Origin of the sequence: Ensifer sp. NPDC090286 (assembly GCF_044769565.1) — a bacterium.
Classification (GTDB): domain Bacteria; phylum Pseudomonadota; class Alphaproteobacteria; order Rhizobiales; family Rhizobiaceae; genus Ensifer.
This window is the reverse complement of record NZ_JBIVYF010000009.1, coordinates 63138-78859: the sequence shown is the minus strand read 5'-3', so window position 1 is coordinate 78859 and position 15722 is coordinate 63138. Positions and strand designations below refer to the sequence as shown.

The 15722-nt window shown below is 60.0% G+C and carries 11 protein-coding genes and 1 pseudogene; 4 read left to right on the top strand and 8 right to left on the bottom strand.

Annotated elements, in window-relative coordinates; all coding sequences use genetic code 11:
- Positions 1-366 precede the first annotated feature (366 nt).
- Positions 367-570, top strand: coding sequence for a hypothetical protein (locus ACIQUG_RS32115; RefSeq protein ID WP_402326329.1), 204 nt, complete (start codon positions 367-369; stop codon positions 568-570).
- Between the two features lie 218 nt (positions 571-788).
- Here the strand turns inward: ACIQUG_RS32115 and ACIQUG_RS32110 are convergent, their stop codons facing one another.
- From ACIQUG_RS32110 to ACIQUG_RS32075, 8 genes and pseudogenes are all read right to left on the bottom strand, one after another.
- Positions 789-1640: a DUF932 domain-containing protein gene (locus ACIQUG_RS32110; protein ID WP_402326328.1), complete on the bottom strand. Its 852-nt coding sequence runs from the start codon at positions 1638-1640 to the stop codon at positions 789-791.
- 531 nt (positions 1641-2171) lie between these two features.
- Positions 2172-2756: a tyrosine phosphatase family protein gene (locus ACIQUG_RS32105; protein ID WP_402326327.1), complete on the bottom strand. Its 585-nt coding sequence runs from the start codon at positions 2754-2756 to the stop codon at positions 2172-2174.
- Positions 2757-2780: 24 nt separating this feature from the next.
- Positions 2781-3566: a MurR/RpiR family transcriptional regulator gene (locus ACIQUG_RS32100; RefSeq protein WP_402326326.1), complete on the bottom strand. Its 786-nt coding sequence runs from the start codon at positions 3564-3566 to the stop codon at positions 2781-2783.
- A gap of 43 nt (positions 3567-3609) precedes the next feature.
- Positions 3610-4467: an inositol monophosphatase family protein gene (locus tag ACIQUG_RS32095; RefSeq protein WP_402326323.1), complete on the bottom strand. Its 858-nt coding sequence runs from the start codon at positions 4465-4467 to the stop codon at positions 3610-3612.
- Entirely contained in the window at positions 4464-5561 is a 1098-nt protein-coding gene (locus ACIQUG_RS32090) for an ABC transporter ATP-binding protein (protein WP_402326322.1), read from the bottom strand. Before ACIQUG_RS32090 ends, ACIQUG_RS32095 begins: the two co-directional genes overlap by 4 nt.
- A gap of 4 nt (positions 5562-5565) precedes the next feature.
- Positions 5566-7248: an ABC transporter permease gene (locus tag ACIQUG_RS32085; protein WP_402326321.1), complete on the bottom strand. Its 1683-nt coding sequence runs from the start codon at positions 7246-7248 to the stop codon at positions 5566-5568.
- A 20-nt stretch (positions 7249-7268) separates the two neighbouring features.
- Positions 7269-8288 carry an ABC transporter substrate-binding protein gene (locus tag ACIQUG_RS32080; protein ID WP_402326320.1) on the bottom strand — a complete coding sequence of 340 codons (1020 nt, stop codon included), beginning with the start codon at positions 8286-8288 and terminating at the stop codon, positions 7269-7271.
- Between the two features lie 250 nt (positions 8289-8538).
- Positions 8539-8673: pseudogene (locus tag ACIQUG_RS32075) on the bottom strand (helix-turn-helix domain-containing protein); the annotation flags it as partial.
- Between the two features lie 412 nt (positions 8674-9085).
- Between ACIQUG_RS32075 and ACIQUG_RS32070 the strand changes: the two are divergent.
- The 3 genes from ACIQUG_RS32070 (at position 9086) to ACIQUG_RS32060 (ending at position 11862) form a co-directional block, all read left to right on the top strand.
- The gene (locus ACIQUG_RS32070; RefSeq protein WP_197067158.1) at positions 9086-9262 is read left to right on the top strand and encodes a hypothetical protein; all 177 of its coding nucleotides are present in this window, start codon (positions 9086-9088) and stop codon (positions 9260-9262) included.
- Positions 9263-9515: 253 nt separating this feature from the next.
- Positions 9516-11213, top strand: coding sequence for a diguanylate cyclase (locus ACIQUG_RS32065; RefSeq protein ID WP_402326317.1), 1698 nt, complete (start codon positions 9516-9518; stop codon positions 11211-11213).
- Positions 11214-11559: 346 nt separating this feature from the next.
- Positions 11560-11862: an alkylphosphonate utilization protein gene (locus tag ACIQUG_RS32060; protein ID WP_402326439.1), complete on the top strand. Its 303-nt coding sequence runs from the start codon at positions 11560-11562 to the stop codon at positions 11860-11862.
- The last annotated feature ends 3860 nt before the right edge of the window (positions 11863-15722 follow it).

The following is a 15722-nucleotide window of genomic DNA, read 5'->3' as shown; positions in this document are numbered from 1 at the left end:
CATTGGGCCGCAATGAAATGGAGGACGGCAAGGCACACTTTTGTTGGCTGGCACGGAATGGCGGCCTGAGCCGCCAGGGGCAACAAAAGTGCGCTTGCCGTTGCGGAAGAACGATCGAGGCGCAGCCGTTTTCCGGTCAGACACGCCTCATCGGGGCCGCGGAGGGAGGACCGTGAATAGGAAAGAAACGCGGCAATAGTGACGAAGCAGGCCCAACCGAAGTCCAGAACGTTCAGCGGCTCTCCGCTTCCGGCGAATGCCGTCGGAACCGACGTTCGCCATTGCTATCTCCATCCTCGATCAAGGCAGAGCTGCGAATGCCTTCACACGAAATCGTTCGACAGGGATTCGTGGCCCGGAGGAGATATGCGTCAGCAGACAAGACCGTTCATCGTCGAAATCAAGCAGTCCAGAAAACCGCGGGACAAGACGCAGAAGGCATCGATCTGGGGAAAACTGGACCTGCGCGTGACCGACGAGCCGCCTGCAGTCATCTCCGGCAGAACAGGGTCTATCGGAGGCCTCGATGCCGGCGATCAACTCTACAGCAAGCGCCCTTCAGTTGCCTGACGCATGCCAAAGCGCGGCACCAATCCGAAGCTCCTGCGCCGACCGCGTTCGACCGACCAGCAAAACTCTCCAGTTCAATACGGGCGGCCTCACTGCTGATAGGTTTCCGGGTGGGCAGGGGAGTTTGAGGGGCGGGGCTTTGGGGCGCCCCTCAAGACACGGGATGGCCTCGCGTCCAGTTGGGTTACCGAACGCGAGGATTGTCGGCGGATCGAAACTCAGCGGTGCAACAACGCGGCCATCCGCTCCCCAATGAGCCAAAGAGCCTTGTTGAGTTTGATGTCCTGATCGATGCCGTTGATCGGGCGAGATGTCGATCGGCGCGCTCTGCCGAATTCGTCACGCCTTACACCGCGCAAACCGCCTTTGATGCTGTTCTCCTGCACGACATTCCACACGGTCCACAGATCCTCGGCCCGGTCCTCGATACGGCGAGGCACCAGCAATTGCTCTGATTTGATCGGGTTCGCCGCCACGCCTGCGGCGTCGCCAAATCGGACGAGATGTGCAGCTTCGGCCAAGACCTCCCTTTCCTCACGCCCCATTTTCAAGCCTGACCAGTCCTGCGGCGCCGCGAGAGTGCGTTCGGCCTCCCCCAGTACGCGATAGGTACCCTCGATCACCTTGCCTTGGACATCACCGGAATGTCGGACCTTGATCGCGTCGATTGTTCCCGTTTGCGCAACGAGCGAGTTGAGGCAGCACACGCGGAAAAGGCCTGCGAGCAACTCGTATGCACTTGTTCCATCATTGGCGTTCTTCAGGAGGATTTCGCAAACGGTATCTCCTACGTGATAGACGTTGCCATCATCGAGACGGCGAAGCCGGATGAGGTGCTTTGTAAAGTTCGCCTTTCCTTCCGTGCGGCTAACAGACTGGCGCGCTCCGACCGGCATGAAGCCCTCCTTCATGAGACCGCGCAGGATCTCAATCGTTGGGATCGGTTTGAAGCGCTCGGAGCGGCTCTCATGCGCCGAGGTTGCGAATATCGAGGGTGCGATGGCACGCATCTCGTCCTCGGTGAGGGCACGACCTATGTCGAAGCGGGCAGTTTTGGCGTAGATGCTCATTGTCATTTCTCCTTTTCCGTCGGACCGCGAAGCAGGCCGCGTCCTGCTTCCCGGGGCCGCGCGAGCGGTGGGGACGGAGGGGGAAAACAGTCTTTGCGGGGAACCGCCTGCACGAAAGCGCAAGCGAAGGAAGGTGGGCGAAAGACTGTTTGGGGGAGAGAAGGGGCAAAGACCCTCGGCCCCCTCGACCGATGGCTCGATCGGTCACCCAAAACGAAGCGCATCGGAGCTTTCAGTATAGCGCCGCGTCAGCGGGAAAGCGGGAATTCGCGTCCCGCAAAGGGCGGGAAAAGGGCCGCCGCAGGAGCTTCAACATAGTGGTCCGAAGGAGAAGCGGGACCGACTGCCCCCGTCCGTTGCGTTCCACATTCGATCGCCTCAGCCCCTGGACCCCATCGGTGCTCGATGCATCTGAGGCCGCGGCCGCGTAGCGCCGGCCCGCCTTCAAACATGACGATCGCATGGTGGACGCTCCGATCATCGAACGGGCACGCAAGGTCCTACAAAAGGCCCACTAGGCCGCCGTCGACGTCAACCAAGCATGGCCATCTTCAACTCTGCCTCGCGGCCGAGCGACGTCATCCATTCGGCAAACTCCGGTCGGCTCTTGATCTGGCGACCGTAGTGGCGGCGAAGCGCGGTGGTGAGTTCGCTGCCGCGGCCGAGTTGTTCATCGGCAAAGCCGATCATCTGAGAGTTCGGCCAGGCCTGCGGACGGATGGCCGCAAGACGGGCAAAGAGGCTCTCGCATGACGCATCCGGGTTTGCCTGCGCCATCAAAGTCAGCATCGCGGCGGTCGAGCGCGACACGCCCATATGGCAATGCACCAGAACATGGCTCGACGCCTGCTTGTTCTCGCGTGCGAGGAAGTCGGCACCAAAGCGCAGGATCGCCTCGACATGGTCCGGGTGAGGCATCACCCGGTCCGGTGCTGCAGCAATGATGTCGTGGAAGCGCAAGGTCGTGCGATGATGCTCGCCATAAGCGCCGAAGGCCTCCAGTTCCGGGAGTTCAGGATCGACAATCGACAGGACGTGGGTCACGTTCCGACTGCTTTGGCCCGGCAATTCGTCGATCCCACAAACGGTCAGCACTGGAGAAAAAGTCGCTTCCATGTCAATTTTCCTCGGTCCGGTTTATCAAGCGCCTTCCTCGCATCTACGCGCAAGCAGGGCAAAGAGCACGTCCAGCATCACATACATCGGAGCTCGGCCGGTCGGCACGATGAGGGGATGGGTTGAGGCGCGGTAGGCGTTAAGATTGATGTTTTCATCGGCAAGGGAGGCGACGACGGAGCCGCCGGGAGAGATGGAGACTATACGTGCGCCAGCCTTCTTCGCAATCTCCATGTTCGAAATAAGGTAGCTCGTGCGGCCGGAGAAGGAGAGGACGAAGAGCACATCTTCTCCCGTCAAGCGGGGTGCCGAAACCATCTGCAAGGTCGGATCGGAATAGGCAACGCTTGCGACACCCAGCGAGGCAAGGCGGTGTTGCGTTTCGCCAGCGAGGAAGCCGGAGCCGCCATAACCGTAGACGTCGATGCGGCGGGCCCTGGCGAGCAGTTCGACGGCACGACGAAGTGTCTCGAGGTCGAGATCATGACGGGCCTCGCGCAAGGATTCTGCGGCGCGGTTGAAAACGTCATCGACGAGGCTCGTAAACGGGTCGCCGCCGCCCTCCACCAGGCTTGGCGGCGCCTGGCGCACGGCGAGCTGTTGGGCGAGCTTCAGGCGGAAATCCGGAAAGCCGTCGCAATCGAGTCGCCGGCAGAATCGGATGATGGAGGGCTCGCTGACATTGGCGATGCGCGCCGCGTCGGTGATCGACCAGGTGATCGCCGTGCTCGGAGTGTCGAGGATCGCCTCGGCGATCCTGCGCTCGGCGGGGGTGAACTGCGAGAGAGACTGCCTGATCAGATCGAGCATGGAACCCTTCGTTCCGGCATAGAGGGATTGTTGAACATGAGGATCACAATGTCCCATCAGCCATGAGGTTCGACAGGCAGGACGATTGATAGTCAAAACCGGCCTGCGCCACAACGAGCCTCTTCACCGATCCAAGTGTCTCTTCGCGAAGATGAAGCGACCGACCCCCACCATCTTGGACCACGACGAGACCTCCGGCCGCCTCGACGAGCTGGATGCCGGCCGCGATATCCCAGGCACTGAATTTCGATTCGTAGGCGACCGCCGCGCGGCCGCAAGCGACATAGGCGAGATGCAGCGCGCACGAGCCGAGACGGCGCACGGCACGGAAGGAATTGACAAGATCGGCATGGGCCTCCTGCGCCGCACGTGACGGGCGCTCACCTTCGTAAGGGGCATTGCTCAACAGTTCGACTTCGCGGTCGATGCGCCCACGCAGGAAAGGCTTCACCTCACTCCCGTTCAAAGACAGTTGCCCGCCGGCCGCCAGGAAGAGCTCTTCGCGGATCGGATCATAGACGATGCCGCAGATCGGTTCGCCGACATGGTACGCCGCGATCGAGACGCAGAAGAAGGGCAGGCCGGAGGCGAAATTGCTGGTGCCGTCGATCGGGTCGATGATCCAGGTCGTATCGCCTTCGCCTTGCAGGCCACCTTCTTCGCCGAGGATCCGTGATGCCGGTAGCCGCGACCGGATGATCTCGCAGGCCGCAGCTTCGGCCGCCTTGTCTGAGGCGGTAACGATGTCGAAGAACCCGGCCTTCTGCTGGGTTTGCAGCGTCTCCGGACTAGCCCCGAGGAAGCCCTTGCGGGCAACGGCGCCGGCAGCAAGCGCGGCTTCGTGAGCGACGTCCACGATTACCCGGTGTAGATCATGGCGAATGGCTTGGTTAAGGGTCATGCGGCTTTTCCCATGGCGTCGGCTTCATTTTCCGGCAGGATCCAGACAGGCCTGCTATCGACGGAAAGGCGCAGCGTCTGGCCGACTTCGGCAACGCCCGTCCGGTAGTATTCGGTATCGAGGAAGATGCATTCCTGGCCTTCGAGGTCGGTCAGATATTCGACATAGGCGCCCTGGAAGACGACGCGGCGCACCTTTGCCTCCATCGTGCCCTCGGGTTCGACCCGGATGTGCTCCGGCCGCACCACGCAGCGCACCTCCTGGCCCGGTCTGAAGACGCGACCTTCGTTCGAAAGATCAAAGGTCATGGTGGATGTGATCCGCACGCGAACGACCGCAGCGTCTGCAGTCTCGACCTTGCCGCGCAGAAGATTTGCCTTGCCCATGAACTCGGCGACAAAGCCGGTTCCGGGGCGGGAGTAGACGTTGAGCGGCGTGTCGCCCTGCTCGATGACGCCGTTGCGCATTACCACCACGCGGTCGGAGATCGCCATCGCCTCGCTCTGATCATGGGTGACATAAAGGCTCGTAATGCCGAGGCGCAACTGAATGGCGCGCAGTTCATCGCGCATGCGCTCGCGCAACTGTGCATCGAGATTGGAGAGCGGTTCGTCGAACAGCAACACCTTCGGCTGCGTGACGACGGCGCGGGCAAGCGCCACTCGCTGCTGCTGGCCGCCGGAAAGCCGCGAGGGCGAGCGATCGGCGTATTGGGCAAGCGCCATGGTATCGAGCATGGAATCGACGCGGTCCTTCATCTCCGCGCGCGGCAGGTTGAGCAGACGCACGCCGTATTCAACGTTTTCGCGCACGCTCATGTGCGGGAAGAGCGCGTAGCTCTGGAACACCATGCCGACATTACGCGCATTGACGGGAACGTTGGTGACGTCACGTCCGCCGATGATGATCGTGCCGTCGCTGGGCGTCTCGAAGCCGGCAAGCATTCTGAGCGTCGTCGTCTTGCCGCAGCCGGACGGGCCGAGCAGCGTGACGAGCGTGCCTTCCTCGATCGTGAGGTTCAGCCGGTCGACGGCGGTCGCTCCGGTGACACCCGGGAAGCGCTTGCTGATGTTGGAGAAGATGACTTTCGACATGGGCTTACCTCTTCGAGGTCGACGTGAGGAGGAACTGCATGACCGCAAGAATGGCGAGCACGACGAAGACAAGGATGCTGCAATAGGCGGCGGCGACACCGAGCTTCAGCGTCTCAACCTGCGACAGAATGGTGACGGTGATCAGCGTCCAGTTGGCGGAGACGAGGAAGATCACTGCGGACAGCGTCGTCAGCGAGCGGGTGAAGGCATAGGACAGAGACGTGAACAGCGCCGGTTTCAGAAGCGGTAGCGTGACCTCGAAGAAGGTCCGTGTGTTGGACGCACCGAGGACGGTGGACGCCTCCTCGATCGACTTGTCGATCTGGCGAAGCTGGTTGGAGCCGGCCTCGATCCCGACCTGCAAGTTCTTCACCACCATCGCCGCAACGACGATGAAGGCGGTTCCGGTCAGGAGCAGAGGCGGCGCGTTGAAGGTGCTGACATAGCCGATGCCGAGAATGGTACCCGGTGCTGCGAACGACAACAGCGTCCCCCAACGCAGCAGGAAGCTGCACGGGAAAGCCTTGCGGACGAGCAGATAGGCGATCAGCATGCCGGCAATCGCGGTCACCGGCGTCGCAACACCCGCAAGCAGCAGCGAGTTGCTGAGCGTCTCGAAGCCCGCCGTGAAGACGGTCTTGTAGTGGGCGAGCGTCAGCGTATTGTCGACGCCGGGCAGTTTCGTGAACGAGACGTAGATCACCGTCAGATAGAAGGCGAGAATGGTGAAGGCGACCGCGTAGCACAGGATCGTCAACGGGATCACGACGGCGCCGGAGATCCGGATCGTTTGGGCCGTCGGCTTGCCGGTGACGGTCACATAGCTGCGCTTGCTCACCCAGTAGCGATGGATGAGGAAGGCCGTCATGGACGGGACCAGCATGAGGCTCGCAAGCAGCGCACCCGCCTGCAGATTGAAGTAGCCCACCATTTGCGAATAGGCCTCGACGGCAAGCGTGTTGAAGTTGCCGCCGATCAGCATCGGATTGCCGAAGTCTTCAACCGACTTGACGAATACGAGCAGGGTTGAACTGAGGATCGCCGGCGTGACGAGCGGAAGCGTCACCCGCGAAAAGGTCGTCCAGCGTGAGGCGCCCAGGGATGCGGAGGCGTCCTCCAATGCGCTGTCGATCGACTGCAGCATGCCGCGAATGTTGAGATAGGCGATCGGCGTGAAGGCGAGCGACTGGATCAACACCAGGCTATGGAAGCCATAGACGTTGGCATTGCGGATCCCGAGCAGTTCGCGGGTGATAAGGCCTGAACGGCCGAACAGAATGACGACCGCCAACGCCATTACGAACGGCGGCGAGATAATCGGAAGCAGCGCCACGCCCTGTATGAAGATCTTGCCGGGCATGGTCGTTCGCGTCGCCGAAAAGGCGAGAAGGAAGCCGGCAGCGGTGGCGATGACCGCCGAGGTGGCGCCGAGCAGCAGCGTGTTGACCAGCGATTCCCAGACGAACGACTGGGAAAGCGTATCGGCGAGCGCCGCGATATCGAAGCCACGGTCGGTGACGACCGCCTGCTTCATGACAGTGAAGATGGGCAGGGCGGCGAAGACCAGCACCGAAAGCGTGACGAGGGTGAAGAGACCGAACAGCCACGGGTCGACGGTGATCTTTCGCAGGAAGGCCGGCGATGCCCCCGTCCGGCCAGACGGGTTCGCTTGCGAGACGAGGGTCATATCGGGGCTCCTTGCCGGCTTTACTTGGCGTCGGCCTTGTGGCGCACGTCACTTTCGTAGCGCTGCAGGAGCCGCGCGCGGTTCTCACCGGCCCAGGTAAAGTCGTAATCGATCATCTTCACGTTGGAGAGATCGATCTTCGCTTCCGGGTTCTTGTAGCCGGGCACGATCGGGCCGCGGAACGTAGCACCGATGGCCGCCTGCCCCTTGTCCGTCAGAACCCAATCCAGAAACGCCGCGGCGCTCTTTGCCTGCTCGTCCGACGCGTTGGCGATCGCAGCCGCAGCATTCACCTCGAAGCCCGTCCCCTCTTCGGGGAAGGAATAGCCAACCGGATAACCCTGGGCGAGTGCTGCCTCGATGTCCTGGGTATAGGCCATGGCGAGCGCAATCTCGTTATTGGCGACCATGCGCGATGGCGCCACACCCGAACGGGTGTATTGCACCACGTTCTTGTCGATGTTTTTCATCAGCGAGAAGGCGGGCTCCTCGCCGAAGACCTGAACCATCGAAGCAAGAGCGACATAGGCCGTGCCTGACGATGCCGGGTGGGCAAGCGCCACGCTCTGCTGGAAGGTTGCGTCTGCAAACGATTTCCAGCTGGTCGGCGGCTTTGCGCCGATCTCGTCGAGAACCTGTTGGCTGTAGGCAAAGACGATCGGCGACAGGGAGATCGGCGTCCAGCGGCCTTCCTTGTCGGTGTAGCGCTGGTCAACCTTTTCGCTGCCGGTCGCCTTGTGCGCGGTGAGCAAACCTTCGCTGGCCGCCTGGATGAAGTTATCGGCGGCGCCCGCAAGCCAGAGGCCTGCTTGCGGATTGTTCTTTTCCGCCCTGATACGCGCGAGGATCTCGCCGGCGCCGATGCGCACGAACTGCGCTTCGATCCCGGTGTCGTCCTTGAAGGCTTTCAGCACAGCACCGCAGTCGTCTTCCGACATCGGGCAATAGACGGTCATGGCCGCAGCACTGGCGCTGCCGGCGGAAAAGACGTGTGAGCACAGGACTGCGAGCGCTGAAGCCAGCGCGAAACGGCGTGACATGTTGATTTCCTCCAAATGAAAGCGACGGCCCCCTTTTGTGAAAGCCTTCCCGGGCCCTCAGGTCTCACTCGCCGTGCATGAGTGTTGGTATAGCGAGGAAATCTACATCTGTCAAAGAAAGTGTAAGAAAGCTACATTTTTGAATATTGAGGGGATGATACGCGTGGTGAAGTGGCATTGCCCGAGGGTGTGGCCAAAGAAGGTTGGGAAGCGAAGGGAAGACCAAACGGTGTATTCTGAAAACAGCAGATCAAGGCTCCGGCGCTGACTTCGGAACGAAGCCCACTGCGAAGCCGAAGAGCCGGCCCATTTTTTCGAGTGTTTCCAACGTCGCGTTCGCGTCACCAGCCTCGATTTCTGCTATCTGGCGACGGGTAAGGCCGACGCCGGACGATGGGTCTCTCGCTCACAGCACAATCGCTCCGTCGCCAGTTGTTTCCAAGCGTTCCCGTGGGCGTGGATCCGGGATCCCCACTCTGATGTGCCAAAGCGGGTGGTCTCAGCCAGGCGATGAAAGTTTCTAAAGTCCATTGCGGGAACAAGAGCGAGGCGCAGCCGTTCTACCATCAGACCTGCCTCACGAGCCCGCCCATGGAGGCGCGGCTGAGGGGAAAGGGATCTGACGGTGGCGATGCGCGCAATAACGCCCCTACTCGAATAGAAGCAGCGCGCTGCAGCACACTGCCACAGCCACAACGAATACTCGCACGTTTCTCGCACGACCTTCGGGCAAGGTTCGCTAGCGAGACCAATGCGTTGCGAAAGAGTTGCATTGCGATTCGTCGCCTGGAGGAAAAATGCGTCAGCAGACAAAACCGTTTATCGTTGAGATCAAGCATTCCCGAAAGCTGAAACCCAACGGCGAAAAACTATCGATCTGGGGGAAACTGGATTTGAGCGTTGCCGAGGAGCACGTGGCATCCGAGAACCCAGTAGAGGCACCGGCCGCTATCGAAAGCGGCGACCGACCTTAGCGCCGCGATCGGCGCAAAACCTCAAGGGCCATCTCAAACATCTGTCGTGTCCGGCTGCAGCCCGTAACGGAGCGCGGCCGCGCGCCAGAATGGAAGGATCGCTGTTCGCGTTCAGGCGCTATTGCTGGATCGGGGCATTTCGACGAGCCTCGCCGAGCCGATAACAGGCGCTTTTTTTGCGAAGCTTAATGGTATCGAAAGCGTCTGGTTATACCAAAGCCTCATGCTTGGGGGTGGGTTTCGAAGTCTTGTATTGGCAGTATTTCTGCTTCTGTTGATGCTGACGCACCTGGGCGTTGGATCGACCCACGCTGCTGATTCCAGCAACATTCGCAATTCCTGCTGGGCATCCGGCCGCATCTCAGAGAACGTCATCACCATAGCTTTGGCAGCGGAGCGGTGGTTCTGTGATGACCGGAAATTCTCGATTGATTCCGAGCGAGTGCTGCTTCGCTTCGATCTCAGGCCGGGCGATAGCCTTCCTCGATATTTTCTCTCAAGGCGGAGCGCACTCGAGGCGGTGCATCTGCTTGCAATCGACCAGGACGGCGCGGTGCGGCAAGCCTCCATTTCCGCAGCAGCGTTGCCCAGCTCAATGGCCGCCGGTGGGTATTTCAAGGCTCCCCTGCCTGGCGTGACCGATGCGACGCGGCAAGTCGTCGTCGCCATCGACTTGCCTAGCCACCGGATGACGCTGGAACGAGCATATCTGGCACCAGAGGATGTCGCAGGCAACAGCATCGAGGATATGCAACCCCTCATGATCGTTGCAGGCCTTGCGGGCATGCTCGCCATGCTTCTGATCTTCAATGCGGCGTTCTATCGGATCCTGCGCGAACCTTTTATTCTTTGGCACTCGGCTCTGACGCTCTCGTTGCTGATGACCATTGTGACCTCATCAAGTTTGTCAGTCGTCTTCTTCGACCCTCCCGCGATGACGTTGAGCTGGATGACCACCTTGCTCTTCGGGATGACCGTCGCATCAGGAGCGATGTTCACGTACAGTTTCATCGAACCTGGACTGATGCATCCTGCACTACGGCGTCTGCTGCCCTATTGCGCGGCATCGGCATTGTTCCTGAGTGCGTTTCACGCCGTATTCCCGTTCGTTGCGCGGCCAATACAATCGACGGCGTACACGGCTTCGTTTGCACCGATCCTCATCATTTTCATACTGTCGATGATCGACGCATTGCGCCGCGGGAGCCGCGCGGCAAAATTTCAGGCAGTCGGATACACGCCAATGGTCGCGGTCGGGTTGATCCGTCTTGTGACGGGCGTCGTCCCCTGGTTCGAGAGCATCGACGCCACGCTCGCATTTTATACTGGCTGTCTATTCGAAGCCCTCTTCACCACGCTCGGCGTAGCTGATCGCTTCGTGACCATGAAGCGAGAGCGAGATCGCGCACGCATCGAAGCCGATCTGCTTGAGCGGCTTTCCGAAACAGACCCGTTGACGGGATTGCTCAATCGGCGGGCTATCGAGGGACAATTCGCGCAGCTTCGAGCTGAAGGCTTTGCAACATTGGCGGTCATTGACCTTGATCATTTCAAGTCAATCAATGACGTAAGCGGACATGTCGTTGGTGATGCCGTACTCAAGGCTGTCGCCAGTGCCTTCCAGCCTGGGCCGGACGTGAGGGCATACCGTCTTGGTGGTGAAGAGTTTGTGCTACTCACGCGCGGCAATGGCGCCGCCACCTTGGCCGAACGCCGGCGGCAGGCGATTCCGGCAATTGTCGCCAATGTCGTTCCCGGTCTCAAGCGGCCCGTAACCGCCAGCATGGGAGTGGCGGATGCCCTCGGCGATGAAGATTTCGAGAAACTCTATGAACGGGCCGACAAACTGCTCTACGAAGCAAAGAGTGCGGGCCGAAATCGAACGCGGAGTGCCGTCAAGGCAGCGACGGATCAGGAAATCTTTGCGAGAGAACAGGCCTTCGCCGACTAGAGCACCCACGGAGCTGCACAAACTCGGGCGGAGTTTTCCAGGATCTGAAGCGTGAACTTGCTTTTGGCGCGAACGGGGTACTGAAACGACAGTGTTTTGCCAATCCACCGGCCGTGGAGCGAACGACCGCTGTTCTAAGCCGCAGCAAAACCGAGCGACGAGCCGAGACGGGACCTTACCTGATGCCCCCCCTAAAGGGCCGCAGCGACCGAGCCGCCTCCGTCTAGACCCGATGGGCAGCCGTTACATTTGCGTCAGAACCGCAGAAAAGGTAGGGGTGCACCCCAATGGCAGCGGCCGCGACCGCGACCGCCGCAATATCCGGAAAAAAAATGCAAGGCAGACCATGAGCGACCAGAACGACGACTACGTGTACGACGATGTAACGGGTGAGTGGCGGCCAGCCTCCGAACTTGCTGCCGAAAAAGCGAGAGCCGCCGAGGTTCGCGATGCATCAGGCACCGTCCTTGCAGATGGTGACTCGGTCGTTCTGATCAAGGATCTCAAAGTCAAGGGTGCCGGACAAACGCTGAAGCAGGGAACTGTGATCAAGTCTATCCGGCTGACTGATAACCCTGAAGAAATCGATTGCCGCCATGAGACGATCAAAGGTCTTGTTCTGCGCACCGAGTTTGTTCGCAAGCGCTAGGCGATCGGAGGGTCGCCTGTGAAACAGGCAGCCCTGCCTCCATCCAACCGCGCGATAATGAACTGTCGTCGTTCGCCGCCGACGGCTCACGTCGAAGACCAAAGGAAAGCGGGCTACCCCGTTCGGCCGCAATGCCAAGGGCGGCATAAACACGCGGCAGCTCAGCGCCGGCGTCTTCGAAGCCTCCGCCTCAAGGGCCGAGGGAGTTTCACCGCTTCCAGGCTCGACGGAAGAGGAAACTCGTCTCAGATCGGCAACCTCCTTCGCGTCTGGCAAGAAGTGCGCCGCTCGATGATCAGACCGCACCCCATGAAGGTCAGGCTGAGCCAACGACCCTCTGTCTGCTCTCCAACAGAGATTTGCCACCGAGCGCCGATCTGGCGAAGAGCCGCGTCGGAGACAATTGGCCGGCCATGCCGACGTCCTTTTGCCCAGCTTCATGCGCCCTTCGCGGAAACACATGAACATTCGATCCACCCCCCGAATCCGCAAGATGCCGGCGAAATTCGCTGGGTTCTAACTATCTGCTTTCTCTATATTAAACGTCCTAGGAGAAGTTATTACGCCATCTGCTTCCGTCACATGGACTAAAATCCATCACATCTCGACAGCGGCGTCGTCGCCGCTGGGCTCGAACTGCCATTGGCGGACGACCAAGACGCGACCCAAATGGCCTACAATCACCACGTCCGATTATGGCGCGAGCCTGTTGCCCGCGGCGTCCTCCCCTAACTCGAGTCAAAAGGCTTGCTTCTCGAGATCGTCGTGCACGATCTCACGCGGATAGTCGACCTTCACGCGCTCAGCCGGCCAACAGATTTCGGCGGCAGGCAGCTCAAATCCCTATTGCCACCGGTGCTGCGTGCCGAAACGCGACCAATACATCCCGAAATGCAAGAACGCCGTCATGGCCCAAGTTTCGGCAAAACTGGCAAGCCGCCGGCTTCCGTATACAAGAACGGTCGACTGCAGGGGCGCGGCCCACCAAACGACGAATTGTCAGCTGCCCCGCTAATCGGACGTGGCAGCATTGCGGATCGGGGATTGAGAAGAACCAGTTCACGCCAGGCCGAGCGACAGCCCCCTCCTCCCCATCTTTCGATCGGCCCCGACCACGAGAAGCGACCACGACGAACCCGTCATCCCGATCCGCCGACCGATTTCGGCGCAAACGGCTGGCCCAATGAGGTTCAGATCAAGGACGTGCCCTTACTCCATCGTGTCGATCCACGAGTGAATGGCGATAGGCGCTCCCGCGCCGCAGTCGCTCAATGTGACAGCAATCAGCCCCCTCAAACCGGCCGGGCACGATCCCTATGTTGCCGAAATCTATACCGTGTCCGTACGATGGCCGCATTGCCACGGGTTTTCACATGAAGAGGCGACATCACCTCAAAACTGGCGCCTCTGAAAGGCCCACGTCCAGCGAGCCCTTGGCTTTTGTCTATGAAATGACCGAGCGTCGACGCTTACAGGGATTCGATGCCGGCTGATCGGATCTTTCCCAAGGCGGCATCACCATTCACGGCGTCGAACCAACCATGAATTCGTTACCTGGAACGACGGAGTGGAGGACGCATTTGCGGACGAACAGCTCAAGAGAGGGCTGGCACGCGGTCTTGGCGCCGGACACAAACAGTCGAACATTAGCCGGCACTCTGAGATCCCGAAACACGATCTGCCTGACGGCGCGCCCCGCAAAACAAAGCGCTCCAACAAGCACCTCGGAAGGCCCGAATCCAATCAAAGCGCCACGACTCTAAGAACCTTACTATCATCATTGAACCTTTGCGCCTCCCCCTTTATGGCGCGTATAGACGCTAAATGCCTCGGGACAGGTTTTCCCGTACGCTGCCACGGATCCGCGAATTTGTTTGCAAGCGCACTTCCAATCCCCGCCGAACGTTGGACCAAGACCTATCGAATATCACAGGGGTGAGTTCGAAGCGGCACCAGCGAACACTGAAGGAGCCCGCGACCTCGTGATCCAGGGCGCCGCAATCCGGCCGAGCTGCCCCACTCTCGCGCGCAATTTCGTCCGCTTGGGCAGATCAATTTTTGGGGTCACATATCAAGGCGCAGCAAACGCCGCTTCACCACACACCAGGCCTCCGAGCGTTTACAAACCTGGCGAACGACCGGAGAAGTCCCCAACAGGGATTGTGTCTCGAGTGCATGGCCGCTACGCCGGACTCGTCACAGACCTGTATTACTCGTACCAGGAGACCCGCGAGGATCGTTCGAGAAGCAGCCCTCACGGCGGCGTTTTTTTGTTCGGAACTTTCCAGGCAGCGGCGCCAAGCAACCAACATCTCCTTTGCTTCCTGAAGCGACTTTCGACAGTGATGCCATCCGTAATCCAGCAGGAGATAGTCGGAGCCAGGGTTGAGCCACGATCGACGTGAGATCAATTTGAAACGATTGCCGGCGCCAAAGCACCTTCAGATGGACTTCAAACACCCGCGAAGTGCACGGCGTGAGCGGCCGCCTTTGCTTCGTTTAACCCAAGCAGACGTCTCGTTTAGGAATGATGGCCCGGGTAGCCTTTCCTGACAGGTTTCCGCATTAGAAGTCGCCACGGCCGATATCCATTACTTCAACCTCAGACCTAGCTTTCGCCCTTTGCTATCCTTACACGATAACCTCGGAGAGTGGCCCACGCCCGTGCTCATCGACAGCCGTCTCTGGAATATCCTGTAGCCGCAAGATCGGTTTCTAGCTTGAAGGCCCTGATATCGGAAGGCGCGGCTTGCGTGGCTAGAGATTGGCTTACAAGCTCATGTTTATCGGCACGGGGTCCGGACCTTGTCAGCTGACAAGGTCTGTTGGGTCATCTGTCGTGACGGCGCTCGGATCGCCTCAGCCGCGGTTCGACGACGGCAAACATAGAAGCCTTGTCAGCTGACAAGGTTTGCGTACGCCGCACTAAGGCTACCGAAGCCATACCTCCCCTCGTCTACGAATGAAGTTGTTTGACAGTCGATCGGCCACTAATACTACCTTTGGTTGCCGAACGCGTCTGCGAGGTTGGCAGCACCTGAACCGCGCGCGAAAGGTCCGAAGAGATGTCTTGATCTCTGAGCCCCCAGCAATCCCGAAATCACGGCAAAAGCCCGCGCCGTCGCGTTCACGCGCACAGATCGCCAAAGCATCCATCGGGATGCAGGGGCGGGGAGCCGCCTAACGCTTGCAAGATCCCGACAGCACCGGCAAAACCAAAGTCCCGTCAGAGACTCCCAAGAAGTTGGCCCCGGCAATCGGCGCGCCTTGGCAATAGCCACGTTCGATCCCGCGCCCCCCACTTACGATTTTCGGGTCCCAAGTCGCCAAGGCTTTCGTGCACTGCCGCGTTGCCCGGTTCAATCCCGACGTCTGTTCTTGCGGTTCGCCCTTGTGACCCGACGCCTACGGGTGGATGGTCTTCGAGTGCCACGGTCCTCATGTCCCGCCGTTGCTATGCCTTCGCGGTATCCAACGCCGCAAGGCCCACTCCCTCATCTATCCAGCACCTTCTTTGGAAAATTCCCTCGACGCGAAACCCAAACCTTGCGCACCGGCATTTAGCCTCATTCGATGACATCGACCAAACTTGTGGGTGCCAACGATCTCTTGGCTTGCTGGCCGTCGCTTTCGTTGCGCGATCTTTGACACCATTTAGCGACAGGTCTCGCGGCGTAGCCTCCGTAAGCAATTTGGTTCGAGATCTTCAGCGGGAGGCCCGGTGTTGGCCTGCTCGAGATAGACAACAGATCAGTCAGACCAATTTGTACGCCGTCGCGACCTCTTTCGCAGGAACGTCGAGATGCAAGCAGACACGATCGAGCCCGCGCCAACGCCGCCCGACCCAATGGTTACGTTGC